This is a genomic window from Rhodoplanes sp., assembly GCF_013377085.1.
In the GTDB taxonomy this organism is placed as follows: domain Bacteria; phylum Pseudomonadota; class Alphaproteobacteria; order Rhizobiales; family Xanthobacteraceae; genus Rhodoplanes.
The window spans coordinates 384,619-409,545 of the sequence record NZ_JACAAX010000001.1 but is presented as its reverse complement, the minus strand read 5'-3'; the positions used below and the strand labels follow the sequence as shown (position 1 = coordinate 409,545).

25 protein-coding genes and 1 tRNA gene are annotated in these 24,927 nt (G+C 69.6%); 4 read left to right on the top strand and 22 right to left on the bottom strand.

The window, feature by feature from the left end; genetic code table 11:
* Positions 1-154 precede the first annotated feature (154 nt).
* A complete protein-coding gene (locus HXX10_RS01780) occupies positions 155-637 on the top strand; it encodes an MgtC/SapB family protein (protein WP_296519638.1) in 483 nt (160 codons plus the stop codon).
* Here the strand turns inward: HXX10_RS01780 and HXX10_RS01775 are convergent.
* Entirely contained in the window at positions 634-804 is a 171-nt protein-coding gene (locus HXX10_RS01775) for a hypothetical protein (RefSeq protein WP_296519637.1), read from the bottom strand. The genes HXX10_RS01780 and HXX10_RS01775 overlap by 4 nt on opposite strands.
* Positions 805-1,433: 629 nt before the next feature.
* Here HXX10_RS01775 and HXX10_RS01770 point away from each other — a divergent pair.
* Complete coding sequence (locus HXX10_RS01770; protein WP_296519636.1) at positions 1,434-1,931, top strand: cupin domain-containing protein; 498 nt, start codon at positions 1,434-1,436, stop codon at positions 1,929-1,931.
* Positions 1,932-2,376: 445 nt separating this feature from the next.
* On the top strand, positions 2,377-3,237 hold the full coding sequence (locus tag HXX10_RS01765) for a xanthine dehydrogenase family protein subunit M (RefSeq protein ID WP_296519635.1): 861 nt from the start codon (positions 2,377-2,379) through the stop codon (positions 3,235-3,237).
* 10 nt (positions 3,238-3,247) lie between these two features.
* On the opposite strand, the gene HXX10_RS01760 is transcribed toward HXX10_RS01765, so the two are convergent.
* From HXX10_RS01760 to HXX10_RS01705, 12 genes are all read right to left on the bottom strand, one after another.
* Positions 3,248-3,784, bottom strand: coding sequence for a hypothetical protein (locus tag HXX10_RS01760; RefSeq protein WP_296519634.1), 537 nt, complete (start codon positions 3,782-3,784; stop codon positions 3,248-3,250).
* Between the two features lie 245 nt (positions 3,785-4,029).
* On the bottom strand, positions 4,030-4,746 hold the full coding sequence (gene rplA, locus HXX10_RS01755; protein WP_296519633.1) for a 50S ribosomal protein L1: 717 nt from the start codon (positions 4,744-4,746) through the stop codon (positions 4,030-4,032).
* Between the two features lie 5 nt (positions 4,747-4,751).
* Positions 4,752-5,180, bottom strand: coding sequence for a 50S ribosomal protein L11 (gene rplK, locus HXX10_RS01750; protein ID WP_296519631.1), 429 nt, complete (start codon positions 5,178-5,180; stop codon positions 4,752-4,754).
* A gap of 466 nt (positions 5,181-5,646) precedes the next feature.
* On the bottom strand, positions 5,647-6,177 hold the full coding sequence (nusG, locus tag HXX10_RS01745; protein WP_296519629.1) for a transcription termination/antitermination protein NusG: 531 nt from the start codon (positions 6,175-6,177) through the stop codon (positions 5,647-5,649).
* 23 nt (positions 6,178-6,200) lie between these two features.
* Complete coding sequence (secE, locus tag HXX10_RS01740) at positions 6,201-6,398, bottom strand: preprotein translocase subunit SecE (RefSeq protein ID WP_296519628.1); 198 nt, start codon at positions 6,396-6,398, stop codon at positions 6,201-6,203.
* Between the two features lie 246 nt (positions 6,399-6,644).
* A complete protein-coding gene (locus HXX10_RS01735) occupies positions 6,645-8,396 on the bottom strand; it encodes a tetratricopeptide repeat protein (protein ID WP_296519627.1) in 1,752 nt (583 codons plus the stop codon).
* A gap of 670 nt (positions 8,397-9,066) precedes the next feature.
* Positions 9,067-9,143: transfer RNA gene (locus HXX10_RS01730), tRNA-Trp, on the bottom strand.
* Between the two features lie 140 nt (positions 9,144-9,283).
* Positions 9,284-10,255 carry an alpha/beta hydrolase gene (locus HXX10_RS01725; RefSeq protein WP_296519624.1) on the bottom strand — a complete coding sequence of 324 codons (972 nt, stop codon included), beginning with the start codon at positions 10,253-10,255 and terminating at the stop codon, positions 9,284-9,286.
* 83 nt (positions 10,256-10,338) lie between these two features.
* Complete coding sequence (locus HXX10_RS01720; protein ID WP_296519619.1) at positions 10,339-11,583, bottom strand: amidohydrolase family protein; 1,245 nt, start codon at positions 11,581-11,583, stop codon at positions 10,339-10,341.
* A 186-nt stretch (positions 11,584-11,769) separates the two neighbouring features.
* On the bottom strand, positions 11,770-14,226 hold the full coding sequence (locus HXX10_RS01715) for a branched-chain amino acid ABC transporter ATP-binding protein/permease (protein WP_296519703.1): 2,457 nt from the start codon (positions 14,224-14,226) through the stop codon (positions 11,770-11,772).
* A gap of 98 nt (positions 14,227-14,324) precedes the next feature.
* A complete protein-coding gene (locus HXX10_RS01710; RefSeq protein ID WP_296519702.1) occupies positions 14,325-15,194 on the bottom strand; it encodes a branched-chain amino acid ABC transporter permease in 870 nt (289 codons plus the stop codon).
* A 161-nt stretch (positions 15,195-15,355) separates the two neighbouring features.
* Positions 15,356-16,546: an ABC transporter substrate-binding protein gene (locus tag HXX10_RS01705; protein ID WP_296519616.1), complete on the bottom strand. Its 1,191-nt coding sequence runs from the start codon at positions 16,544-16,546 to the stop codon at positions 15,356-15,358.
* 270 nt (positions 16,547-16,816) lie between these two features.
* Here HXX10_RS01705 and HXX10_RS01700 point away from each other — a divergent pair, with 270 nt between their 5' ends.
* Positions 16,817-17,251, top strand: coding sequence for a nuclear transport factor 2 family protein (locus tag HXX10_RS01700; protein WP_296519614.1), 435 nt, complete (start codon positions 16,817-16,819; stop codon positions 17,249-17,251).
* Positions 17,252-17,410: 159 nt separating this feature from the next.
* On the opposite strand, the gene HXX10_RS01695 is transcribed toward HXX10_RS01700, so the two are convergent.
* From HXX10_RS01695 to flgB, 9 genes are all read right to left on the bottom strand, one after another.
* Complete coding sequence (locus tag HXX10_RS01695; RefSeq protein WP_296519612.1) at positions 17,411-18,172, bottom strand: GntR family transcriptional regulator; 762 nt, start codon at positions 18,170-18,172, stop codon at positions 17,411-17,413.
* Between the two features lie 76 nt (positions 18,173-18,248).
* Entirely contained in the window at positions 18,249-18,503 is a 255-nt protein-coding gene (locus tag HXX10_RS01690; RefSeq protein WP_296519610.1) for a hypothetical protein, read from the bottom strand.
* Between the two features lie 169 nt (positions 18,504-18,672).
* Positions 18,673-21,234: a cell cycle histidine kinase CckA gene (gene cckA / locus HXX10_RS01685; RefSeq protein ID WP_296519608.1), complete on the bottom strand. Its 2,562-nt coding sequence runs from the start codon at positions 21,232-21,234 to the stop codon at positions 18,673-18,675.
* Positions 21,235-21,403: 169 nt separating this feature from the next.
* The gene (gene flhB / locus HXX10_RS01680) at positions 21,404-22,471 is read right to left on the bottom strand and encodes a flagellar biosynthesis protein FlhB (protein WP_296519606.1); all 1,068 of its coding nucleotides are present in this window, start codon (positions 22,469-22,471) and stop codon (positions 21,404-21,406) included.
* 15 nt (positions 22,472-22,486) lie between these two features.
* Positions 22,487-23,257: a flagellar biosynthetic protein FliR gene (fliR, locus tag HXX10_RS01675; protein WP_296519604.1), complete on the bottom strand. Its 771-nt coding sequence runs from the start codon at positions 23,255-23,257 to the stop codon at positions 22,487-22,489.
* 21 nt (positions 23,258-23,278) lie between these two features.
* Positions 23,279-23,542: a flagellar biosynthesis protein FliQ gene (fliQ, locus tag HXX10_RS01670; protein ID WP_296519603.1), complete on the bottom strand. Its 264-nt coding sequence runs from the start codon at positions 23,540-23,542 to the stop codon at positions 23,279-23,281.
* Positions 23,543-23,608: 66 nt separating this feature from the next.
* Positions 23,609-23,932, bottom strand: a complete 324-nt coding sequence (locus HXX10_RS01665; RefSeq protein WP_296519600.1) for a flagellar hook-basal body complex protein FliE — start codon at positions 23,930-23,932, stop codon at positions 23,609-23,611.
* 17 nt (positions 23,933-23,949) lie between these two features.
* Positions 23,950-24,360: a flagellar basal body rod protein FlgC gene (gene flgC, locus HXX10_RS01660; protein WP_296519598.1), complete on the bottom strand. Its 411-nt coding sequence runs from the start codon at positions 24,358-24,360 to the stop codon at positions 23,950-23,952.
* Positions 24,361-24,376: 16 nt separating this feature from the next.
* Positions 24,377-24,763, bottom strand: coding sequence for a flagellar basal body rod protein FlgB (flgB, locus tag HXX10_RS01655; protein ID WP_296519596.1), 387 nt, complete (start codon positions 24,761-24,763; stop codon positions 24,377-24,379).
* Positions 24,764-24,927: the final 164 nt, after the last annotated feature.

Below are 24,927 nucleotides of genomic sequence, written 5' to 3'. Positions count from 1 at the left end.
GGAGGGGGTGATCGGCGAAGCCGATCTTTGGGGCTTCACCCCACCCCGGTCGTCCGCTACGCGGACGCCCGACCCTCCCGTCGCGGCAAAGCCGCGATACCCAGGGGAGGGTGGCCACACAAGCAATGCCGTGTTTTGCCAGGATACCGCCGCCATGATGGACTGGACCGACATCGCGATCCGGCTGAGCACGGCCACGGTCATCGGCATGGCGCTCGGGCTCAACCGCGACCTGCACGGCAAGCCGACCGGCATGCGCACGCTCGGCCTGGTCGGGCTCGGCTCGTCGCTCGCCGTGACGGCCGTGCTCGACCCCACCATCGCGCCGAGCGACGCCCTCAACGCGGTCAGCCGCGTCGTCCAGGGCATCCTGACCGGCATCGGCTTTCTGGGCGCCGGCGTGATCGTGCGCGGCTCCGGCGAGGCGCGGGTGCGCGGGCTCACCACGGCGGCCTGCACCTGGCTCACCGCCAGCCTCGGCATCGTCTGCGCGGTCGCCGCCTGGACCGTCATCGCTATCGCGCTGCCGCTCTTGTTCTTCGTGCTGCTGGCCGGCGGCCCGATCGAGAAGGCGATCCGGGCCCGGTTCGGCAAGCCGGAGGCCAGCGACATGTTCGGCCGGGGGCCGCCGCCTTAGCCGGACACGACCTCGCGTCCCGGGCGCGGCGTGACGCCCCACGTCATGGCCGGGCCGGCGCGCAGCGCCGCGACCCGGCCATCCATCTCGTGAAAAGCGATCTTGCGAAGAGGATGGACGCGCGGGTCGAGCCCGCGCGTGACGCCGCGAATGGAACGATCGTTCACGACAAAACCCCTCACCGTCCCGCGACGCGCTTTTCGCGCCCGGGGTGTGCCCATCACCTGAGCCCTGGCCTTTCCGAAGAAAGACCGAGGGAGGCGGAGCGCCGGGAGGCGCCACACCTGAACATCTGCGCTTCGGGAGCGCAGGGCGCATCGAAGCGTCGATACGCCCGCCTCCCGGCGCTCCGCCGCGGCGATTTTGGGCATTCGGGCCGCGCTTGGGGTCCGGCCCGACCGGGGTGACGGATCTCTCCTGCGATGCTCCTCGCGCCCGGGTCGTCTTGCCCGGAGGGCGGAGCCCCAAAAGCCCCCAGGGGTCCGACTGACGAGGCCGGACCCGCAGGCGCCGCATCCGCCGGCCGGATTTCCCGGGAGTTCCGGCGACCGGTTCTTTCCGCGCGACGGCGTCGTGCGGAAAAACCGGCTCGCTCCGCCGCCCGACGTCACCGGTCGACGTCCCTCGACAAGCGAGACGGACCCGGTATAGGACTGTATTCCAGACCGGGGATTATTTTTCGGACCGTGCCCGTTCGGCACAGAGCCGGCGCCATCCGCCTTTCCCGCCTTGACTTCCGCCCGACGGAACGAGACGCTGCCTCTCACTAAAAAATCGAAATTCTTGGGAGGATGCCTTGACCACACGCGTGCTCGCCCTCGGGCTGCTCGTCACCTCGACCGTGCTGGCGTCGTCGCTGCTCGCCCCGCCCCTGCTGGCGCCCTCGGCGCGGGCGCAGGAGCCGGCAGCGCCGCAAAAGCCGATGCTCCCTTACGGCATCGCGCTGGACAAGATGGAGTGGAAGAAGGCGCCTGACGGCAGCGGCCGCGAGTTCGCCACCATGATCGGCGACCGCAGCAAGCCAGGAACGTATATTCAGCTCGTGCGCTGGCCGCCCAACTCGATCAACAAGGCGCACTCGCACCCGGACGACCGCTACGCGATCGTGCTGCAGGGCGTGTTCTATCATGGCTACGGCGACAAGTTCGACGAGAGCAAGCTGGAGGAGCGGCCGGCCGGCAGCTTCTTCACCGAGCCGGCGCGGCTGCGCCACTTCGGCATCACCAAGGGCGAGGGCACGATCCTGTATTTCGTCGGCACCGGCCCGTCGACCAACGACGACCCCGAGAAGTAGTCCGCAAACGCCGGCGTGTGGCGGAGCAGCCTCAGGTCGTGCCGAGCGGCGTTCCGCTCGGCCATCGACCAATTCGCCCGGGGTCGATCCTCCGCCCCAGGCGGCGTGTCCACCTTTCCGCACGATGAAAGTGTTCTGCCAAATTGACAAAAGCTGCGGCCTATGAGACCTGCCGTGGAGGGCAGCGCGTGGTCGGGACGCGGTGCCGGTTGCAACGACGACGACGACGGTTAGGGATCGTGTTCGACCGCTTGATCGTTTTGACCCGTGTTTCGGTCCGCCCGACGCCCGCGGCACAGCCGCGGGTCGATGCGCCGGGTCGTCACAACCGTTATCCGGGGATGCGGGCTGATCCTGCCGGATCGCACCGCCGCGTGCGGCCGGACCCCGGCCGACGTCGACAGGCGGCGGCGCGCCTCGGCCGCGGACGTGACCGGGCTCCCCGATGAACGAGCTGTCGCCGGATTTCCGCATGGACACCGCCCAGTTCGACTATGTCCGCGTGCTCTACGCCGAGGAAGCCGTCAACGTGCTGGCCCAGTGCGGCGAGCGCGGCGTGGTGCTGGCCGGCGGCCAGTCGCTGATTCCGCAGATGAGCCTGCGCACGTCGCAGCCGCACGTTCTGGTCGATCTCGGTCAGGCCATCGATCTGCGCGCCATCGAGGCGCGGCGAGACCGTGTCACGATCGGCGCCATGGTCACCCATGCGATGATCGAGGACGGGCTGGTGCCCGATCCCGTCGTCGGCATGCTGCCTTATGTGGCGCACGGCATAGCCCATCGCGGCGTCCGCAACCGCGGCACGCTGGGCGGCAGCGCCTGCTGGGCCGACCCCTGCGCCGACTGGCCGACCGCGCTGATCGCGCTCGACGCGATCATCACGTGCCTGTCGCCCGAGGGCGAGCGGCGCATCCCGATGACCCGCTTCTATCCCGACGCCTTCACGACCGCGCTGCAGCCGGCCGAGATCGCCACCGCGATCGAGATCCCGCGATCCTCGAAGCAGGCCCGCTGGGGCTATTACAAGGTCACCAGGACGGTCAGCGAATCCGCCGACGCCATCGCGGCCGTGGTGCATGATCCGGAGCGCGGCGTCAGCCGGGTCGTGCTCGGCGGCCTGACATGCCCGCCCGTGGTGCTCGGCGCGGTGTCGGAGGAGATCCGCGAGCGCCCGCCCATGCCCGACGCCATCAGGCTCGAGACCTGCACGGAGATGCTGTCGGAGATCCCGGCGCTGACCGACGTCAATCTCCACAACTACGCCTTCGCGCTCAGCCGCGCGCTGCGCACCGCCTTCGCAGGGTGATCGGCATTCCTCAGAACTGACAGGCGGCCCGGATGCTGCCGGCCGCTTCGGCGAAACCGTGCAGGTCGAAGCTCAGCTCGCGCTCGCCGGCCGGAGTCTGGACCTGCAGCGCGAAGGTGCGGGCCGACAGGAACCGCGCGAGCAGCGCCGCCGGATCGGGCGGCGCATAGGCGTTGCCGAGAATGCGCCAGCGCTCCGGGCTCGTCACCTGATCGAGCTGGACCGTGACGTCGACCTCGCCCATCGGCTTGGAGTCGGGCGGCCAGTCGAGATCGAGGGCGAGCAGCTCGAGCGCGCCCTTGCGGCATTCCAGCAGCAGGCCGGCCCGGCCTGGCTTGTCCATCGGGCCGCCCTGTCGGGTGATCGACAGGCCCTGCTCGATCAGGGCCGGCCGCACCGCTCCATCCTGGCCCGGAAACGGGCCCGGCGGCGGCATCGGGACGCGCAGGATGAAGCCCTTGGTGATGCGCTCCTGCGCGCTCGCCGCGGCAGAGAGCGGAAGCAGCAGGAGAACCAGAAGCAGCTTGAGCAGTCGGCTCGCGGTCACGCCGAGCACCTCCGCGTCTCCGGACGGTCCGACCCTGGCGTCGGCGCGCGTTTCCGGTGAACGAGTTCGGTCATGTCACGCGATTTGTAGCCGGTTCTCGGCCGTCGGCCAATGCTCTCGGCGGCCGGCCGCCCTGCCGTCCACGACGTTGCGCCGCGGCAGCGCAACACGATTCGTTGAACGCCCCTCGAATCAGAACGGCCGGGGCGCAGGCCCCGGCCGTTCGATGTCACGTCACACGTAGATCAATGCTGGGCGGACTGGGCCGCCGACAGCACGGTGCCGGGCTCCACCTTCACGCCCGGGCCCATCGTCGACGAGATGGCGATCCGGTTGATGAAGGTGCCCTTGGCGCCGGCCGGCTTCGCCCGCGACACCGCATCGGCGAAGGCCTTGATGTTCTCGACCAGCTTGTCGGCCTCGAACGACGCCTTGCCGACGCCGGCATGGACGATGCCGGCCTTCTCGACGCGGAACTCCACCGAGCCGCCCTTGGCGCCGTTGACGGCCGCCGTGACGTCCATGGTGACGGTGCCGACCTTCGGGTTCGGCATCATGCCGCGCGGGCCCAGCACCTTGCCGAGACGGCCGACCAGCGGCATCAGGTCGGGCGTCGCGATGCAGCGGTCGAAGTCGATGTTGCCGCCCTGCACCTGCTCGACCAGATCCTCGGCCCCGACGACGTCGGCACCCGCCGCCCTCGCCTCGTCGGCCTTGGCGCCGCGGGCGAACACGGCGACGCGCTGGGTGCGGCCGGTTCCGTTCGGCAGCGTGACGACGCCGCGCACCATCTGGTCGGCGTGCCGCGGGTCGACGCCGAGATTCATCGCGATCTCGATGGTCTCGTCGAACTTCGCCTTGGCCCGCTCCTTGATCAGCTTCACGGCCTCGGGAAGCGTGTAGAGCTTGTTGCGGTCGATGCCTTCGCGAGAGGCCAGCACGCGCTTTCCATGATCAGCCATGACGATCAACCCTTCACGTCCAGGCCCATGGAGCGGGCGGAACCCTCGACCATGCGCATCGCCGACTCGATGTTGTCGGTGTTGAAGTCTTTCAGCTTCTTCTCGGCGATCTCGCGCACCTGGGCCTGGGTGACGACCCCGACATGGTCGCGGCCCGTGGCCTTGGCGCCGCTCTGGATGCCGGCCGCCTTCTTGAGGAAGTAGGACACCGGCGGAGTGCGCATCTCGAACGTGAAGGAGCGGTCGGCATAGATGGTGATGACGACCGGGATCGGCGATCCCTTCTCGAGCTGCTGGCTCTGGGCGTTGAACGCCTTGCAGAACTCCATGATATTGAGGCCGCGCTGACCGAGCGCGGGCCCGATCGGCGGAGACGGATTGGCCGCTCCCGCCGGCACCTGAAGCTTCAGGTATCCTGTGATTTTCTTCGCCATGGCAAAGTCCTTCGCGCCGGCGCCGCCGGCTCGCAGGGTTCGTGGTGCGGATCAAGGGCGGTCGGCGAACCGTCCCTCCTCCCACGTATGGACACCGCCGTCGGCTACGGCCGACGACGACATTGCGGCTACGTATAGCAGGAGGGGGCGGGAGGCAAGGGGCGAGGACCGGGGGCGGAAGACTGAGGGGAGCCGCCGGATGCTCCGCGGACCCCGATGGCACGAACACATCACCCGCCACGCATGCACGCGTCATGCGCGGGCTCGACCCGCGCATCCATCCACTTCGAAAAAGCCTATTGTTTCGAAGATGATGGATCGTCGGGTCAAGCCCGGCGATGACGCCGAGGCGTGTGCGAATGCTCTGCCCAACGGACGAACCGGAGGCGGCCCGGCGACTCCATACGACAATGGCCGGGCAAGCCCGGCCATTACGAAAAAGCGATTAGGTCGAAAACCCTAGCCCTCAGGTCTTCTCGACCTGGGTGAACTCCAGCTCGACCGGGGTGGCGCGGCCGAAGATCGACACCGCCACCTTGATGCGCGAGCGGGCGTCGTCGACCTCTTCCACGGTGCCGTTGAACGAGGCGAAGGGGCCGTCGGAGACCCGCACCTGCTCGCCGATCTCGAACGAGACGGTCGCCTTCGGCCGGTCGATGCCCTCCTGCACCTGATGCAGGATGCGGCCCGCCTCGGCCTCGGAGATCGGCATCGGCTTGTTGTCGGTGCCGAGGAAGCCGGTGACCTTCGGGGTGTTCTTGATGAGGTGGAAGGCCTCGTCGGTGAGCTCCATCTTCACCAGCACGTAGCCGGGGAAGAACTTGCGCTCGGAGTCGACCTTGCGGCCGCGCCGCACCTCGGTGACCTTTTCCTTGGGCACCAGGATCTCGTCGAACAGGTGCTCGAGGTGTCGCTGCCGCGCCTGCTCGCGAATCGATTCGGCGACCTTGTTCTCGAAATTCGAGTAGGCGTGAACGATGTACCAGCGCTTGCTCATGTCCGTCATCCGATCCGCGCCCTCTAGCGTCCGATCCCGAGCACGAGCGTCACTCCGAAGCGGATGAGCTGGTCGGCCAGCAGGAAGAACACGGCAGCGACGGCCGACATCACGAACACCATCACGGTGGTGATCGCGGTCTCGCGCCGGCTCGGCCAGGTGACCTTCTCGGTCTCCGAGCGAACCTCCTGCAAGAACTTGAACGGGCTTACCTTCGCCATCGCTTCTTCCGATCGTTCCGAATTCGTGAAATCAGCCGCGCGAGCGACGGCCGGAGCGCCGCCGTCGGTCCTCGCCATCGCGGTCTCGCAGGGGCGAGCCGCTCCCGTCCCGCACCCGTGGCGCGCCATTGGCCGCGCCGCCGCGGCGGTGTGGAAACTTGCCCGAACCAAAAACCGTTCAGACACTTAAGATCGAGCCGACGCGCCGACAACCCCGGCGTGGACCGAGCCGGCCCAACTCGATGATCAACCTTCTAGTTTTGTTTGCGGCTCCAAGCAAGGGCCGAACCGCGCTGCGCGCCGGGCCGTGGCGAGCCGGTCCAGCGCGGCGCCGACGTCGCGGATCACGCCGGTCCAGTCGCCCCGCGCCGACTGGCGGAACAGACGGGCGGTCGGATACCAGGGCGAGTCGGCACGATCGAGAAGCCAGCGCCAGTCCGGGTTGAACGGCAGCAGGACCCACACGGGCCGCCCCATCGCCCCGGCCAGGTGGACGACGCCGGTGTCCACCGCGACGACCAGATCGACCAGGTCGAGGACGGCCGCCGTGTCGGCGAAGTCGCGCAGCTCCGGGCCGAGCAGGCGGAGCCCGGGACGGGCCGCCGCGACCTCCGCATCGGCCGGGCGGAGGTCCTTCTGGACCGCGAGCCAGGCGACGTCGCGGTCGAGCAGCGGCGCGAGGTCATGCAACGGGATGCTGCGGCGCCGGTCGTCGGCGTTGGCCGGATTGCCGCTCCAGGCGACGGCCACCCGCAGCCGGTCCGGCGGGCCGAGCCGGGCCCGCCAGGCCGCGACCCGGGACGGGTCGCTGCGCACATAAGGCACGGCGGCTGGAACCCGGTCGAGCGTGGTGCCGAAGACGAGCGGCAGGCTGAGCAGCGCCAGCCGGTGGTCCGCAGGCGGCAGGGCCGGCCCCTGCGCCGTCACCGTGACGGACGGGTCGGCGGCCGCGAGCAGCGGCGCCAGTGGCGGGTGGACGGCCACGGTGACGTGCGCGCCGGCAGCGGCCAGCAGCGGGGCGTAGCGGAAGAACTGCAGCGTGTCGCCCAGCCCCTGCTCGGCCACGAGAAGCACGCTCCGGCCGCGGAGCGCGGCCGGGTCCCGGACGGTCGGCGGCGGGATCGGCGTGACCCCGTCGCGGCGCGCCTGCCCGAACGACCAGCGCCACTCGTAGCCGGCCCAGCCGGCGGCGAGGTCCCCGCGCTGCAGGCGGACGACCGCCAGGACGAACTGCGCATCGGCGCGGCCGGGATCGATGGCGACGGCCCGCTCGAGGCAGGTCACTGCCTCGGCCTGCCGGTGCAGGTCGCAGAGGGCGAGCGCACGCCCGAGCCACGCGTCGATCCGGCCCGGATCGCGGGCGAGCGCCTGCGCCAAGCCGACCTCGGCATCGTCGGGGCGGTCGAGGTCGCGCAGCACCAGGCCCTGGCCGATCAGGGCGTCGACGAGATCCGGTGCGGCCGCGAGCGCCCGCTCGTAGGTCGCCAGAGCCTCGCCGCGACGCCCGAGCCCGGCCAGGGCATTGGCGCGCCCGACCAGAGCCGAGCCGTCGGCCGGGTCGGCACGGAGCACCCGGTCGAACGCTGCCAGGGCCTCGGCGGGACGGTCCAGATCGACCAGGGCATTGCCGCGCCCGACCAGCGCGGCGGACGCGCCGGGCGCCACCGCGAGCGCCCGATCGAACGCCTGCAGGCCGTCGGCCGGTCGCCCGGTCCGGCACAGGACGGCGCCGCGGCCGATCCAGGCCCCGGCGTAGCGCGCGTCGTGCACGATCGCGGCGTCGAAGCTCGCCAGCGCCTCGGCCAGACGGCCCGCTCCGGCGAGCGCCTGCCCGTGAAGCACATGCGCCTCGGCCGAGGCCGGCGCGAGCGCCACCAGCGCCGCGGCGGCCGCGGCAGCGGCGTCGAACTCCTTAGCGTCGAGCCGGCAGCGATGGATCAGCGCCAGGGCATCCCGGTTGACGGCGTCGGCCCGCGCGGCGGCGGTCGCGACCGCCACGGCGTCGGTCCGATTGCCACGCTGGAACAGCGTGATGGCGAGATTGGTCAGGATCGATGTGTTGCCGGGACAAATCCGGTCTGCCTCACGAAGTAATATTTCTGCATTCTCGTATTGTTTCCGATCGAAATATTCAAGCGCAGACAGAAACAATTCTTTAACATCAGAAACATTTGACGCCGTGTTGCTATTCATGACTGAATTCCGACCAACGAAGACATCGTTCAATGTCATCGAATATTGATCGAAACACGACGAACACGGAAGGCGACGGTCGCGCCACACCGAATTGCTCGCGCACCGGCCCGGGGGCCACGACGGAGGGAGCGGTCGGAGACCTCCGCTGTCGGCACGACTCCACCCTCGGGGCGCGGACGGCCTCCGACGACGAGCCTGCTCGGCGCCGACATTTTCGGAGTCAGATCGACCGAGTCGATCTGACTGTTCGAGACGCGCCCCTCGCGCGCGAGCGCGCGGCGGAGCGCTCCTCACCACGAGGGTGGAGTCGGTCGAAACGTGCGTCGGTGGGAGATCGAAAGACCCGAGATCAGACGATCCGAGTGCGGGAGATCAGGGAGCGAAGCGCAGCCCGACGGCTCGAGACGAGCCCGTCAGCAGCCTCGACAACCACCCACCCGCGCCGAAGAGCCAGCGGAGCCGCGCTCACGACTGGCAGGAGTGGAGGGACTCGAACCCCCAACCCCCGGTTTTGGAGACCGGTGCTCTAACCAATTGAGCTACACTCCTCCGGGAAGCGGGTGCGGCCGCCCGATACCCGAGCGCCACGGCCCCTAAATGCATGATCGCCACCGGCTTTGCAAGGGCGACCGGGATCGCCGGCACAGAAGCGGAATCCGGCCCAGACGGGGCCGGTCTGGTCGAGCCGGTCAGGCGGGGCCCAGGCCGGCGAGCCGCTCGATCTCGGCCGCGATCGCCTCGCCGTGGAGGTGGTGGGCCATGTGGCCGGCGCCGGGGAGACGCACCACCCGGCCGTGCGGCAGCACCTTGGCCAAAACCTCGCCGTGAATGGCGGGCGGCACCACCGGATCGGCCTCGCCCAGCACGATCACGGTCGGCACCGTGATGTCGGGATAGCGCGGCGCGATAGCGGTGAGGTGGTCGCGCAGATCCGAGTACTCGCGCATGCTGGCATGGAAGCGTCGCGGCGTCAGGCCGAGCGCCAGGCCGGTGCGGGCGGCCCAGCCGGGCGGCGGCGTCTCGGGGCGGAACAGCCGAGCCGACAGACGGTCGAGCATCGGCAGCGAGGCCGGCAGCAGCACGGTCCAGATCATCAGCGGCCCGAACACCACCTCGGCGGCCTTCTGGTACCACGGCAGGCCGCCCGGCCGGGGGTGGGTGGTCGGGTTGATCAGCACCAGGCCGGCGACCGACGGCAGCTCGTCGAGCACGTAGCGCAGCGCGATCAGCCCGCCGAGCGAATGGCCGACCACGATCAGCTTCTTGGCGCCCAGCGCCTCGACGGCGGTGCGGATCAGCGCCACCTGATGACCCGGATCGGAGACCACCGGCCCGCCCTCGCCCGAAAAACCCTGGCCGGGCCGGTCCGGCACGATGACGCGCAGCCGCCGCGCCAGCCGGTCGCCGAGCGACAGGCGCATGTCGGCGAGCTGGACATTGGCGCCGTGCAGCAGCAGCACGGCCGGAGCCTCGCCGATCGGCGGCGTCTGCGGCGCCAGATCGACCAGATGGAGGCGAGTCGGCCCGACATCGACGAAGCGGCCGACGGGCGGGCTGACGGGCGGGTTTTTGGCCTCGACGACCCGCGCGAACACCCAGGTCACCGCCGCCATTACGGCGAGGCTGGCCGCGACGAACAGCAGGAATCCGAGAGCCAGCATGATGAAGTCGCGCGACCTTCGACCCGGCAGGAGCATCAAGGTATCGGCGTTCGCCCGCGGCGATGCAAGCCGGGAGAGGCGGTTCAACCCGACGCCGCCACCGCCTCGCGATGGATCACCACGGGGGAGCGCGAAAACGTCTTGCGGCCCCGCTTCCAACCGGCGAGCGGCACGGCGATTTCGGCGATTGCTGAAGCGGGATCGCAAGCATCCAGCACAACCAGATCGGCGGGGTTGCCGATCGCGATGCCGTAATCCTTCAGGTTCAGCAGCTTCGCCGGCGACGCTGTGACCATGTCGAGGCAGCCCAACAGGTCGGCCGGGCGGCCGAGCTGGGCCACGTTGGCGTACAGATTGGCGATCCGCACCAGCGAGCAATCGCCGAACGGCGTGAACGGGTTGAGGACATTGTTGGTGGCGATCGAGCAGGTCACGCCGGCGGCGGCGAGCCGATGTGCCGGGGTGACGCCGCGCGGAACATCGTGATCGTGGCCGCGGCCCATCAGAAACAGATCGGTCGCCGGCAGCACGGTCAGCGCCACGCCCGCATCGGCGAGCCGGCGGGTCGCCGCCGCGCGCGCCTGCTCCGGCATGGCCGAGAGCTTCGTCACATGGCCGATGGCGACGCGGCCGCCCCAGCCGGCCCGGTCGGTCGCCCGGCACACCTCGTCGAGATGGGTCCAGGACGGGTCGAGGTCGAAGTCGAGATGGAAGTCGACGTCGAGGTCGAATTTTTGGGCGATGGCGAAGATGCGGGCGATCTGGCCGTGCGGGTCCGTGTCGGTGTAGGGGCAGCCGCCGACCGCGTCGGCCCCGGCCTCGCAGGCGGCGACCAGAAGCTCCTCGGCGCCGGGGTCGTTCAACAGCCCCTCCTGCGGGAAGACGCAGATGTCGAGATCGATCGCGAAGGCGTAGTCGCGCTTCAGCCGGCGGATCGCCTCGAAGCTGCGCAACGCGATGCGGGGGTCGACCTCCACATGGGTGCGCATGCGGGTCGTGCCCTGCCCGATCGCCTTCTCCAGCGTGCGGGCGGCGCGGACATGGACGTCCTGCTGGGTGAACACCCTCTTGGCGGCGGCGACCTGGGCGATCGCCTCCTGCAAGGTGCCGTGCTGGCTGGTGCAGCGGTCGAGGATGCACGACTTGTCGAGATGGATGTGGGTCTCGACGAAGCCCGGCACCGCCAGCCGGCCGCCGAGATCCTCCACCGGCACACCGACGTCGAGGCGCGGCGCGAGGGCGACGATACGGCCGCCGGCGACGCCGATGTCGCACGGGTCGTCGCGGCCGACCAGGCGCACGTCACGGAACACGAGATCGAGGGACATTTAGAATTCCGTTGAGTTAGATTTGCGCGCCGAACGGCCGCTGATCCGCCCTCGTCCTGAGGAGCGGCCGAAGGCCGCGTCTCGAAGGGCGTGGGCGGCCCCGGGGCGGCCCCATGGTTCGAGACGCGCTCTTCGAGCGCTCCTCACCATGAGGCCGGGAGAGGCCGTGCAGCAGGTGCATCAGCATCACTCCGCCGCGCGGCCCAGATAGGCGGCCTCGATGGCGGGGTCGCCGCGCAGCGCCGCGGCGGTGTCGGCGCGCACCACGCGGCCGGACTCGAGCACATAGGCGCGGTCCGCGACGTCGAGGGCGAGCTGCGCCATCTGGTCGACCAGCAGGATGGTGACGCCGTCGTCGCGCAGGCCGGCCAGCACGTCGAACAGCCCGTCGATGACGGCCGGCGCCAGCCCGAGCGAGGGCTCGTCGAGCAGCAAGGTACGGGGTCGCGCCATCAGGCCGCGGACGATCGCCAGCATCTGCTGCTCGCCGCCCGACAACAGCCCGGCCGGGCCGTCGATGCGCTCGCGCAGGCGCGGGAAGCGGTCGAGCAGGCGCTCGGCTTCGGCCTCGAGGTCGCCGTCGCGGCGCGTATAGGCGCCGAGCATGACATTGTCGCGCACCGAGAGGTCGGGGAAGACCTGGCGGCCCTCGGGCACCAGCACCAGGCCGGCGGCGGCGATGCTGTGGGCGTCGAGATGCTCGATGCGGGCGTCGTCGAACACGACCTCGCCGTCGACCGGCCGCAGCAGCCCGGCGAGCGCCCGCATGGTGGTCGACTTGCCGGCCCCGTTGGCGCCGATCAGCGCCACGGTCTCGCCCGGCCGCACGTCGAGATCGACATTGTCCAGAACGGGCGCGGCGCCGTAGCCGGCGGTGAGCCGGATGACGGTGAGGACCGCATCGGCCGGCCCATCCCAGGGCACGGCGCGACCGCGCGCGACACGCGCCTCGCCGCCCAGATAGGCCTTGATGACCTTGGGGTCGCGGCGGATGTCAGACGGCTTGCCGGTGGCGATCGGCACGCCGGCGTCGAGCACCACGATGGAGTCGGAAATTCCCATCACGAGCTGCATGTCGTGCTCGACCAGGATCACGGCGATGCCGAGATCGGCGATGCGGCGCAGCAGGCCGGAGAGCGCGTCCTTGTCGGCCCGCATCAGCCCGGCGGCCGGCTCGTCGAGCAGCAGCACGCGCGGCCGCATGGCGAGCGCCCGGGCGATCTCGACCAGACGCCGGTCGACATGCGGAAGATCGGCGGCCGGCGTCGCCAGCGCGCCGCGATAGCCGACGAAGGCCAGCAAGGCCTCGGCGGCGCGGGCGTCCTCGTCGCTGGCGAAGCGTCCCAGAAGGCCGCCGAGCTGGCCGCGCCGCAGCGCGACGAGAAGGTTGTCGACGACCAAGAGCGAGCCGAACAGCCGCGTCGTCTGATAGGTGCGGGCGATGCCGGCGCGCGCCAGCTTGTGGCTCGCCACACCGGCGAGCTCGCGCTCGCCGAGCCGGATCGAGCCGGAATCGGGGCGGTAGAAGCCGCCGATCATGTTGAGCACGGTCGTCTTGCCGGCGCCGTTCGGCCCGATGATCGAGGTGACGCGGCCGGGCTCGGCCGTGACGGCGACGCCGGTCGCCGCCCTGATGCCGCCGAAGGCGAGCGTCAGCCCCTCGACCCGCAGGGTTCTGGGCTCGGCCGGCGTCAGCAGCGCGGCGAGATCGAAGCCTTCGCCGTCGGCGGTGCGCGGGTCGGTGCGGCGCCAGAAGCGTTCCACCGTGCCGATGACGCCGGACGGGGCCAGCCACAGCACGCCGAGCAGCAGCGCGCCGAAGAACAGCAGCCGGTACTCGGCGAGGCCGGACAACAGCTCCGGCAGCACGACGCTCACGGTGGCGCCGATCACCGGGCCGAAGACGAAGCCGGCGCCGCCGACGATGACGGCGAGCAGGAACAGGATCGACTGCGAGAACGGGAAGGAGTCGGGCGCGACGAACATCATCAGCGGCGCGAAAATGCCGCCGGCGAGGCCAGCGAAGCCGGCCGACAGCATGAAGGCGGCGGCCTTGACGATGACCGGATCAAGCCCGACCGAGCGGGCCGCGATCTCGGCGTCGCGCACCGCCACCATGCCCTTGCCCCAGGCGCTGCGGGCGATGCGGTGGAACAGATAGAGCGACGCGCCGGCCAGCAGCACGGCGAGCGCCGCCATCTCGCGCTCGGTGAAGACGAGGTTGCCGATCGCCGGCGGCATCAGCCCCATCAGGCCGTTGGCGCCGCCGGTCAGCGCCCGCCACTCGATGGTGCCGTGCTGGACGATGAAGGCGAACGCGATGGTGAGCATCGCCAGCGTCGGACCTGCGACCCGCAGTGCCGGCAGCGACAAAAGAAAGCCGACCACGGCCGCTATGATCCCTGCCAGCGGCAGCGCGATCCAGAAATTCACCCCGGCGAGCGTCAGGATCGCCACCGCATAGGCGCCGATGGCGTAGAAGCCGACATGCCCGAGCGACACTTGGCCGGTGAGCCCGAGCAGGATGTTCAGCCCGACGCACACCACCACGGTGAGCGCCACCAGCGCCAGCACGAAGGGCGCATAGCCCTCGGCGAGCAGCGCGAAGGCGAGCGCACCGAGCGTGAGCGCGAGGATCGCCAGCGGCGTCAGGCGGGCACGCCACGGCTCGGGCAGCGGCGGGAGCTGAGGCAAGGCCGGCAGCCGAGGCAGTCGCGGGAGCTTGGGAAAGGCGAAGGCCATCACACCTTGCTCACGGCGGCATGGCCCAAGAGGCCGTTGGGCATCAAGGCGAGCGCGAGGATCACCACCGAGAAGACGACGATCTGGGTGTAGGTCGAGCCCAAATAGGCCGTCACCAGCGCCTCGGTGAGGCCGTAGATCAGGCCCGCCAGCATGACGCCCCAGGCCGAGCCGATGCCGCCCAGAATCGCCACCGCGAAGGCTTTTATCCCGAACAACGTGCCCATCTCGGAGCTGACGCTGAACAGCGGCGCGATCAAAAGGCCGGCGAGGCCGGCGAGCGCGGTGGAGAGCATGAAGGCGGCCGCGACGGTGCGGCGCACGTCGATGCCCATCAGGCGGGCGGCGTCTGGATTCTGCACGACGGCGAGCAGCGCCTTGCCGCGCCGGGTTTTTCGCAACGCGACGTGCAGCAGCACGGCGATGCCGAGGCCGACCACCGGAATGACGAGCTGCAGCGGATAGACGCCGGCGCCGAAAATCTCGATCGGCTTGGTCGCCAGCACCGACGGGAAGCTGCGCGGCTCCTTGCCGAAGGTGAACAGCACGGCGTTGTCGAGCACGATGCCGCCCGCCACCGTCGCCATCAGCCAGGCGCCGGAGCCGCGGTCGACGAAGGGGCGCACCAGCATGCGCTCGATGACGAGGCCGAACAGCGCGCACAGCGCCAGCGCCATGGCGACGGCCGGCAGCAGCGGCCAGCCGTACTTGACCGCGAACGTGTACCCCAGCACGGCACCCAGCATCATGGCCGAGCCCTGCGCAAAATTCACCGTGCTGGAGACGACCCAGGTGACATGAAAGCCGAGCGCAATCAGCCCGTACATGCTGCCGAGCCCGAGGCCGGAGATGATCGACGAGATCAGCAGCATGAGTTGTCTCCGCGGGCTCGCCTCGATCTCCGCTCATTCCCGCGAAAGCGGGAATCCAGAGTCCTTGCCGTGTCGCCCCTGGGTCCCCGCTTTCGCGGGGACGAGCGGAAATCTGCGCCACCTCTCCCCGATGGGGAGAGGTGAAACAAGGGCCGTGCTCAATTCCCCAGCGGCAGGATCTCGTCGCCCTTGAAGTAGGTGAAGATGTAGTCGGAGGACGCCAGCGCGTCGTGGTTCTCCTTCGAGAACGGCGTCTTGTAGGTCTTGATCAGGCCGTCATAGGAGTCGATCGCGTAGAGGGCGTCACGAACTTTGGTGCCGTCCGTGGAGCCGGCCTTGGCGATGGCGAGGCCGACCAGATGCGCGGCGTCGTAGGCGTTGGCGATGCCGACCGCCGGCGTCACGTCGGCGAGCGACTTGATCTCCGGATACTTGGCCTTCAGCGCGGCGAGCGCGGCCGCCGCCTTCGGGCTCGGATTGCCCGAGAAGCTGAAGGTCTGGATGAAATGCACCTTGTCGGCACTGGCCCCGGCCAGCTCGCCGAAGCGACCGCCCGCCGGGCCCCAATGCGACACGATCGGCACCGGCCAGCCCATGCGGTCGAGCGACTTCACCACCTGGGCGGACGGCGCCACATTGGCGACCAGGAACAGCACGTCGGCGCCGGCCTGCTTCAGGCGGGTGAGCTGCGGCACCACATCGACGTCGTTGGTCTCGAACTTCTCCACCCCGGCGAACGGGATGCCCTTGGCGGCGAGCGCGTCCTTGAGCCCCTTCTCGTTCGACTCGCCCCACGGATTGTTGATCAGGATCATGCCGGGCTTCTTGGCGCCGTATTTCTTCACGGCGTAGTCGACCAGCGCGACGTCGACCAACTCGTCGACGGCGGAGACCCGGAACACGTAGTTGTCGGCGGCGCCGTTCTTGGTGATCGGCGTGCCGGCCGCCCACACGCCCACGAACGGCACCTTGGACTGGTTGGCGAACGGCACGATGGCGATCGACACCGGCGTGTCGAGGCCGCCGAAGAACGCCGCCACCTTTTCGCGCTGCACCAGCTCGCGGGCCGCCACCACGCCCTTGGCCGGATTGCTCTCGTCGTCGCGCACGACGAGCTCGACCTTCTTGCCCAACAGGCCGCCCTTGGCGTTCATCTCGTCGATGGCGAGCGCGAGGCCGCGCACGATCGCCTCGCCGGACTTCGCCGACTGGCCCGACATGGCGGCGACCAGGCCGAGCTTGACGGTCTCCTGCGCCTGCGCCGGCCAGGCGAGTGCGCCGGCGAGCAGCGCGGTGGCGCCGGCGAGGGCGAGCCGCCGGGTCGGGCGGGCGGACAGATTTCGGGCCATGAGCGTACCTCGCGGGGTGGGTGGACTGCCCCGGTCAACGCAAGGGACATGCCAGCGCCCGGCCTCTGGGAATCCACGACAACGCCCGGCGAAAGTGACCGGAAACGCCCAAGCCGTGGGCACGCGCAGGGTCGGGCCGCCCAAATCGCATGCAGATGTGTATACAATCGGTATCGAATTTGCATACGATTGCCGGGCGACGCGGCTGGCCGGGAAAATGCATCGGGCTGTCGCGACACACCGCTGAACCGGCCTGCCGAGGAGCCCGCCATGTCCCCTGCGAAAACCGCCGCCGCGATCGACGCCTCGTCCGAGACGCAGGCCGCCGCCGCGATCGTCGAGGCGTTCCTCACGGCCTCGATGGTGCCCGACCCGGTGACGGCGGCGCGCTACATCGCCGACGACCTGGTGATCACGTTCACGGGCGGGCGAAAATTCGGCCATCCGCGCGAAAGCGCCGCCTTCAATGCCGGCCGCTACAAATGGGTGAAGAAGCGGATGCTGCGCAGCGACGTGGTGCCGGGCGTCGGAGAAACCATCGTCTACAATCTCGGCCATCTCTACGGCGAATGGCCGGACGGCACGCCGTTCGACGGCAACCGCTATGTCGACCGCTTCGTCGTCAAGGGCGGCAAGATCGTCGAGATGGACGTGTGGAACGACTCGGCCGAGCGGCTGCTGACCAAGCACGGCATCGTGGCGTGACGGCAGACACGTTCGTCGTTCCGGGGCGGCGCGAAGCGCCGAGCCCGGAACCCATAACCCCTGTCTTTCGAATATAATCAGCACTGGGCGTATGGATTCCGGGCCCGCGCGCTCACGCGCGCGTCCCGGAATGACCACCGCTGAACTTCTGGAAAACCCTCACCGCTTCCGCCCGCCCCGGGCCGTCCTCTTCGCGGCGGCCGTGCCGGCGTCGTCCGCATAGGGGGCCAGGATCGCCTTGAGGTCGCGCTCCTTGCTGGGGCGCGGCACGATCAGGGCGCGGTTCATCACGGCGCCGAGATGCTGGTCCATCACGGCGATGGCGGCGGCGGCGTCGCCCTCGGCCAGCGCCGCGATGACGGCGCGGTGCTCGCTGACGGCGCACTCGGACGAATGCGGCCGCGCGTAGAGGGCGAGCGTCAGGCCGCAGCGCGACGCCACCTCGCCGACATAGCGGGTGAGGATCGCGCTGCCGGTCATCTCGGCCAGCACCAGGTGGAACTCGGTGGCGAGCCGGATCGACAGCGGCTCGTTGTGGCCGCGCGCCCGCTCCTCCTCGTCCACATGCGCCTCGAGGATCGCGATCTGAGCTGCGGTCAGGCGGCCGGCGAGGCGGGTCACCACCAGCCGCTCGAGCCCCAGGCGGACGTCGAACAGGTCGCCGGCCTGGTCCCATTCGGGGGTCGCCACCGCGGCGCCGCGGTTGTGGCGCAGCTCGACCAGCCCCTCGGCGGCGAGCCGGCCGAGCGCATGGCGCACGATGGTGCGGCTCGCCCCGAAGCGCTCGCCGATGGCGTCCTCGGGCAGCTTGGCGCCGGGCTCCAGCGCCTGCTCGATGATGGCGTGGCGCAGCGCCCGGTAGATCGCCTCCGCCCGGTCGCCCGCCCGCTTGCCGCCGCGCTTGTCGCTGTCCTTGGCCATCCGTGCCTGCTCTCCCGCCGTCACCGGAGCACAGGACGTGCCAACCGGGCCACAGCCGGAGTCCAGGCGCGCGCCATCACCGCGGCGGGACGATGACGGTGGCGCAGTTGCGGCGCCCCTGCGCGGCACAGTCGTCGGCCTTGCGCTGCTGGACCATGGCGTCGACGAGCCAGTAGCCGACCCCGATCACGACCAGGAAGAACACGATGAGCACGAGATTGGTGGTGCGGCGGCTGCTCTCGTCCTCGTCGTCGTCATGGGGCTGCATCTGGGTCATGATGGCAGGCGCATTCCTCGGGACGTCGTAGCCCGGATGGAGCGCCAGCGACATCCAGGACAGTGCCCCCGCATGTCGCTGCGCTCGACGCGGGCTACGAAATCATCTCGTGCCGCTCGTCCCCGCGAAAGCCGGGATCCAGTCTTTGCGGCCCCTGGATTCCCGCTTGCGCTCGAATGAGCGGAGATCGGGGTGACGGTCCAAACGACAGGCCGTACCACGCTCACGCCCCCATGGTCTCCTTCACGGCGGCGACGAGCTGCTTGAGCGTGAACGGCTTGGCCAGGAAGGCGAACTGGCCGCCCTCGGGGAGGTTCTTGGCGAAGGCCTCCTCGGCATAGCCGGACACGAAGATGATCTTGAGATCCGGGTAGCGCTTGCGCAGCTCCTTGAGCAGCGTCGGCCCGTCCATCTCCGGCATCACCACGTCGGAGACGACGAGATCCACCTTCTGGCCGGCGTCGATCAGCTCCAGCGCCTCCTGGCCGTTGCCGGCCTCGCACACCGTGTAGCCGCGCGACGACAGCCCGCGGGCATTGAGGCCGCGCAGGCCTTCCTCGTCCTCGACCAGCAGGATGGTGCCCTGCCCGGTGTGGTCGGCCGAGGCGGCGCGGGCGGCGTCGCCCGCACCGGTCTGGGCGGGCGCCAGCGACGCGGCGGCCGCCTCGGTCTCCTCCAGCGTCGGTACATGGCGCGGCAGGAAGATGCGGAACGTGGTGCCGCGGCCGATCTCGGAGTCGACGAACACGTAGCCGCCGGTCTGCTTGATGATGCCGTACACGGTGGAGAGGCCGAGACCCGTGCCCTTGCCGACCTCCTTGGTGGAGAAGAACGGCTCGAAGATGCGGTCGATGATCTCGGGCGGAATGCCGGAGCCGGAGTCCGACACCTCGATCAGCACGTACTCGCCCGGCGGCATGCCCTTGTAGGAGGTGACCCGGCTCTCCTCCTCGGAGACATTGGCGGTGCGCAGCGTCAGGCGGCCGCCGTCCGGCATGGCGTCGCGGGCGTTGACGGCGAGGTTCACGATCACCTGCTCGAACTGCGACAGGTCGGCCTTGACGGGCCACAGGTCGCGGCCGTGCTTGACGTCGAGCGCCACCTTCTCGCCGATCAGCCGGCGCAGCAGCATGGAGATGTCGGACAGCGCCTCGGCCAGATCGAGCACCTGCGGCCGCAGCGTCTGGCGGCGCGAGAAGGCCAGGAGCTGGCGCACGAGGGCGGCGGCCCGGTTGGCGTTCTGCTTGATCTGCATGATGTCCTGGAAGGACGGGTCGGTCGGCTTGTGGGCGTTGAGCAGGAAGTCGGTCGCCATCATCACGGCGGAGAGCACGTTGTTGAAGTCGTGCGCGATGCCGCCGGCGAGCTTGCCGACCGAGTCCATCTTCTGCGCCTGGTCGACCTGCTTCTGCAGGGCGCGCTGCTCGGTGGTCTCCAGCGCGTAGACGATGGCGGCCTCCTGGTCGCCCTCCTCCTCGACGGCGGTGACGTAGAAGCGCGCCCAGCGGTCGCCCTCGCCGGCGAGGGCGGCGTCGACCGGCGGGAGGTCGCCCTGCCCGCGCGCCGCCTTGGCGATCGCGGCTTCGAGCGTCGGCCGGTCGCGCTCGGCCACGATGGCGAGGATCGAGCGGCCCTCGGGCCGCGAGTCGCCCGCCACCACGCCCTGGAACATGCCGGCCAGGAGGCCGTTGTTGCGGGCGATCCGCCCGGCCCTGTCGACCGTCGCGATCGCCATCGGGGTGTTGATGAAGAACCGCATGAAGCGCACCTCGGCGGCGCGCTGCGGATCGATGATGCCCTCGTTGCGGGCGCGGTTGAGCACCAGGGTGCGCGAGGCGCCGGGCGCCCCGTCGGCCCCGAACGCGACCTTGTGATAGAGCCGCACCGGCACGGTCTTGCCGCTGCGGGTTTTCAGGTCGAGGTCGAGCACGTCGGTCTTGACCTCGCCCGGCTGCGCCGAGGTCGCGGTCAGCAGCGCGGCGCCGTTGGCCGGCACGATGTCGGTGATCTGCAGGCCGCCGGAGCCGACCTCGGCGAGGTCGTAGTCGAGCCATTCGGCGAGCGTCGCATTGACGTAGCCGACCGCCCCGGTGCCGTCGATGGAGAAGAAGCCGGCCGGCGCGTGATCGAGATAGTCGATGGCGTGCTGCAGCTCCTGGAAGACGTTCTCCTGGCGCTCGCGCTCGCGCGACACGTCGGCGACCGTCCACACGGTGAAGCGCGCATCCGCGCCGGTGCGGCCGAGCGGCCGAACGCGGAGCTGCAGCCAGCGGGCCGGCTCGCCGGCGAAGCCGTTGACCCGGACCTCCTCCTGCAGGCGTCGCCCCTCGCGGGCCGCCTTGAGGAGCCGGTAGACGGCCTCGGAGACGTCGGGATCGCCGATGAACACCCGCTCGACCGGCCGCACGTCGGAGATGTCGGTGGCGTCGACCAGATGGCAGTAGGCCGGGTTGGCATAGACCACCCGCCCGTTCGGATCCGTCACCACGATGCCGTCGAAGGCGTCGTCGAGGACGCGCCGGTACATCGGGCTCGCCTCGGAGCCGCCGGAGACGCGCAGGATGCCGGTCGCGGTGGCCAGCAGCGAGAACACGCCGATCATGCCGAGCACGGCGAGCAGGCCCAGCACATAGGGCTCAGCTTCGGCGCGGCCGAGGAACAGAAGGCCGGACGCAGCCGCGATCAGCGCGAGCGCAATGGCCAGCACGAACCGGATGCTTCCTCGCCGCTCGCCACCCGGGAACACGTCCAAGCCGCCTCCCCTGCCGAGGTCGTGCGTCGTCATCGGCTTCCGCTCCGTCGCCAGACCGCGCGAATCAATCTGTGCCCGAGTCCCTTGCCAGGAACAAGGGCGCGGCCCGCGCCGCAACGGCCCCCCGGGTCACCCGGGAGATCCGCAAACGGCCCGCGGCGGGCGGGAAAACCAACGGTCCGCCAGCACGATAGGCTCGCGCTCATTGCCATGCCTTCTTCAGCCGCATGACGTAGCCGACCACCTCGGCGACGGCCTTGTAGTGCTCCGGCGGGATCTCCTGGTCGATCTCGACGGTGGCGTAGAGGGTGCGGGCGAGCGGCGGATTCTCGACCACCGGCACGCCGGCCTCGGTGGCGACCTCGCGGATCTTCAGGGCGATCCGGTCCGTGCCCTTGGCGAGGCAGAGCGGCGCGTTCATGCCGCGCTCGTATTTCAGCGCGATGGCGTAGTGGGTCGGGTTGGTGATCACCACGGTGGCTCCCGGCACCGCCGCCATCATGCGCTTGCGCATGCGGCCGACCCGCAACTGGCGGATGCGCGCTTTGATCTTGGGATCGCCCTCGGTCTCCTTGAACTCGTCCTTGATCTCCTTCAGCGTCATCTTCTGGCGCTCGTACCACTGGCGGTACTGGAAGAGGTAGTCGGCCGCGGCGATGACGAACAGGATCGCCACCACGGTGCCGAGCAGGTTCAGCGTGAGGGCCAACGACAGCGGCAGAATGGCGGCCGGGTCGGTCGAGACCAGCGCCTCGAGCCGGTCCCGCTCCGGCCAGAGCTGCATCGCCAGCACGGTACCGACCAGCGTCAGCTTGAGGAGGCCCTTGATGAAGTTGGCCAGCGCCTGCTTGGAGAACAGCCGCTTGAAGCCCGCCATCGGCGAGACCTTCGAGAACTTGGGCGACAGGCTTTCGGTCGACCACACCAGCCGGTGCTGGATGACGTTGCCGGCGATGGCGGCGATCAAGAGCAGCAGGAACGGCACCCCGACGGCGGCCAGGATCTCGGCGCAGATCGATGCGGTGAGGCGGGTGAGGGCGGAGCCGTCGGCCCGATAGGCCCAGGAATTGGCGAGCAGCCCACGCATGATGGTCGTGATCGAGGCGCTGGACGAGGAGCCGAACACCGACAGGGCCAGCGTGCCGGCGCCGATCACGAACCAGGTCGAGACCTCCTGGCTCTTGACGACGTCGCCGTGCTCGACCGCCTGGTCGAGATGTCGTTGTGTCGGGTCCTCTGTTTTGTCTGATTGTTCCTGGTCTTCGGCCATGGCTGAGGTTCCGGCTCAGCCATGCGGCGCGATGAGGTGCATCACGCTCTCGAAGTAGCCCAGGAAGGTCGCCATCATGGCGCCGATGACGAACACGAAGATCAGCAGGCCGGCGAAGATCGACAGCGGCATCGCCACGAAGAACACCTGCATCTGCGGCATCAGCCGCGACAGCACGCCGAGCCCGACATTGAACAGGAGGCCGAACACCAGGAACGGCGCCGAGATCTGCACGCCGATCGAGAAGGCGCCGCCGATCAGCCGCGTCGCCAGCGCCGCCATGTCGCCGGTCGCCGGAATCTCGCCGGGCCGGAACAGCGTGTAGCTGTCGGCCAGCGCCGCGATGGCGAGATGGTGCATGTCGGTGGCGAAGATCAGCACGATGCCGAGCAGCGTGAGGAAGTTCGAGACGATGACGCCCTGCTGCCCCTGGGTGGGGTCGACCGTGGTGACGAAGCCGAAGCCGAGCTGCTGGGCGACGATCGAGCCGGTCACCTGCAGGGCCGAGATGGAGAGCCGCGCCGTCATGCCGAGCAGGAAGCCGATCAGGAGCTCGGTCATCAGCATGCCGAACACCGGTCCGAAGCTCTTCAGGTCGATCTGGTAGGCGTTGCGGTAGATCGGCATCACCAGGGCGGCGAGCAGGAGCGCGGCGGTGAGGCGCAGGCGCACCGGCACGCTGCGCTCGCCGAAGCCGGGCAGCAGCATGATCATGGTGCCGGTGCGGGCGAACATCAGCATGAAGGCGACCGCGAGCGGCGGCAGGAAGGAGAGATCGATGCGCATGACCTCCCTCCCCGGGCCGCCTCAGCCGCCCGAGATCCTCGCGGCCAGCCGGATCATGTGACCGTTGAGAAGATCGGCCATGAAGGGCAGCGCCAGGATCATGGCGGCGAAGATCGCGAGGATCTTCGGCACGAAGACCAGCGTCGATTCCTGGATCTGGGTCAATGCCTGGAACAGCGACACGATGACGCCGACCACCAGGCCGACCAGCATCAAGGGGCTCGACACCAGGACGAGCGTCATGATGGCGTCGCGCGAGACGTCGAGGACTTCCGGCCCGGTCATGTCGTCCTGGTCCCCTGTTGCGGCCAACCGCCCGCGCCGCCCCCGATCGCCCGCGACGGCGGGCGGTCAGATCGTCATCCGCATGATCTCTTCGTAGGCCTGGATCACCTTGTCGCGGACCGAGACGAGGCTGGCGATCGCCGTCTCGGTCTCGGCGACGGCCGTGACCACGTCGACGATGTTGGCCTTGCCGGCCACCATGGCCTGCGACTGGGCGTCCGACTTGCGGCCCGTCGCAGCGACGTCGGTGACGACGTCGCGCAGCATCGCGCCGAAGCTCGTGCTCTTCACATCGGCGCCGTCGCCGATGGTCTTGCTCAGGCCGGCCCCCGGCGTGCCGAGGCGCGCCGTGGTGGCATAGGCATTGGCCGCAATCCCCGGAATCGCCATGGCGGTCCTCTTCCTGTTCAGGCGCGCAGGATGTCCAGCGTGCGCTGGATCATCCGGCGGGTCGCGCCGATCACGTTGACATTGGCCTCGTAGGAACGCTGGGCCTCGCGCATGTCGGTCATCTCGATCAGCGAATTGACGTTCGGGTAGCGCACATTGCCGGCGGCGTCGGCCATCGGATGGCCGGGCTCGTTCTTGACGCGGAAGTCGCTGGTGTCGGTGCGCACCGGCCCCATGGCGACGGTCCGCGCGTCGAGCGTGCGGTCGAGCTCGGAGCGGAAGGTCGGCACCCGGCGGCGATAGGGGTCCTGGCCCGGCGCCGGCGCCGTCGAGTCGGCATTGGCGATGTTCTCGGACAGCACCCGCATGCGCCCGGCCTGGGCGCGCAGGCCCGAGGCGGCGATCGAGAGCGATTTCACGAAATCCATGGGGTCACCTCACGCCTTACTTCCCGATCGCCGTCTTGATCATCGCGAGACTGCGCGAATAGAGCTGCGTGGCCGCCTGGTAGTCCATCTGGTTGGTTGCGACCTTCAGCATCTCGTCCTCGAGATGGACGGCGTTGCCGGCCGGACGGACCGCGAAGTGCTCGTTGCGGTTCCGGAACTGCTCGCCGCCGCCGAGCCCGGCCAGATGGCCCGGGTCCGTCGTTGCGAGCGTCACGGTCTGCGCGGTCTTGGTGCGATCGAAGGAGGGCGGCGCGAGGTCGCGCGGCCGGAACTGCGGCGTATCGGCGTTGGACACGTTCTCGGCGAGCACGCGCTGGCGCTCCTGGTGCCATTGCATCCGGGTCCGCAGCATCGAGAAGATCGGGATATTGGAGATCGCCATCGGCCACCGCCTTCGGAGCGACACGAAGGTGCCGCCCGGCAAAGATTGCCGGGTTCATGGTTAACGGCGCGTTAACCGTCGCGGCGCCATCCCCCGGCCACGGTTTTGCCGCTTCCGGAAAACCGCTAAAACAGCGTATGTTGTGGGCTCGCCTTGGCTTTCGT

Coding starts and splice junctions, on each gene's coding strand:
- HXX10_RS01780 (WP_296519638.1), top strand. CDS start 155: ATGATGGACTGGACCGACATCGCGATCCGGCTGAGCACGGCCACGGTC.
- HXX10_RS01765 (WP_296519635.1), top strand. CDS start 2,377: ATGAACGAGCTGTCGCCGGATTTCCGCATGGACACCGCCCAGTTCGAC.
- rplA (WP_296519633.1), bottom strand. CDS start 4,746: ATGGCTGATCATGGAAAGCGCGTGCTGGCCTCTCGCGAAGGCATCGAC.
- rplK (WP_296519631.1), bottom strand. CDS start 5,180: ATGGCGAAGAAAATCACAGGATACCTGAAGCTTCAGGTGCCGGCGGGA.
- nusG (WP_296519629.1), bottom strand. CDS start 6,177: ATGAGCAAGCGCTGGTACATCGTTCACGCCTACTCGAATTTCGAGAAC.
- secE (WP_296519628.1), bottom strand. CDS start 6,398: ATGGCGAAGGTAAGCCCGTTCAAGTTCTTGCAGGAGGTTCGCTCGGAG.
- HXX10_RS01725 (WP_296519624.1), bottom strand. CDS start 10,255: ATGCTGGCTCTCGGATTCCTGCTGTTCGTCGCGGCCAGCCTCGCCGTA.
- HXX10_RS01720 (WP_296519619.1), bottom strand. CDS start 11,583: ATGTCCCTCGATCTCGTGTTCCGTGACGTGCGCCTGGTCGGCCGCGAC.
- HXX10_RS01705 (WP_296519616.1), bottom strand. CDS start 16,546: ATGGCCCGAAATCTGTCCGCCCGCCCGACCCGGCGGCTCGCCCTCGCC.
- HXX10_RS01700 (WP_296519614.1), top strand. CDS start 16,817: ATGTCCCCTGCGAAAACCGCCGCCGCGATCGACGCCTCGTCCGAGACG.
- HXX10_RS01695 (WP_296519612.1), bottom strand. CDS start 18,172: ATGGCCAAGGACAGCGACAAGCGCGGCGGCAAGCGGGCGGGCGACCGG.
- HXX10_RS01690 (WP_296519610.1), bottom strand. CDS start 18,503: ATGTCGCTGGCGCTCCATCCGGGCTACGACGTCCCGAGGAATGCGCCT.
- cckA (WP_296519608.1), bottom strand. CDS start 21,234: ATGACGACGCACGACCTCGGCAGGGGAGGCGGCTTGGACGTGTTCCCG.
- flhB (WP_296519606.1), bottom strand. CDS start 22,471: ATGGCCGAAGACCAGGAACAATCAGACAAAACAGAGGACCCGACACAA.
- fliR (WP_296519604.1), bottom strand. CDS start 23,257: ATGCGCATCGATCTCTCCTTCCTGCCGCCGCTCGCGGTCGCCTTCATG.
- fliQ (WP_296519603.1), bottom strand. CDS start 23,542: ATGACCGGGCCGGAAGTCCTCGACGTCTCGCGCGACGCCATCATGACG.
- HXX10_RS01665 (WP_296519600.1), bottom strand. CDS start 23,932: ATGGCGATTCCGGGGATTGCGGCCAATGCCTATGCCACCACGGCGCGC.
- flgC (WP_296519598.1), bottom strand. CDS start 24,360: ATGGATTTCGTGAAATCGCTCTCGATCGCCGCCTCGGGCCTGCGCGCC.
- flgB (WP_296519596.1), bottom strand. CDS start 24,763: ATGGCGATCTCCAATATCCCGATCTTCTCGATGCTGCGGACCCGGATG.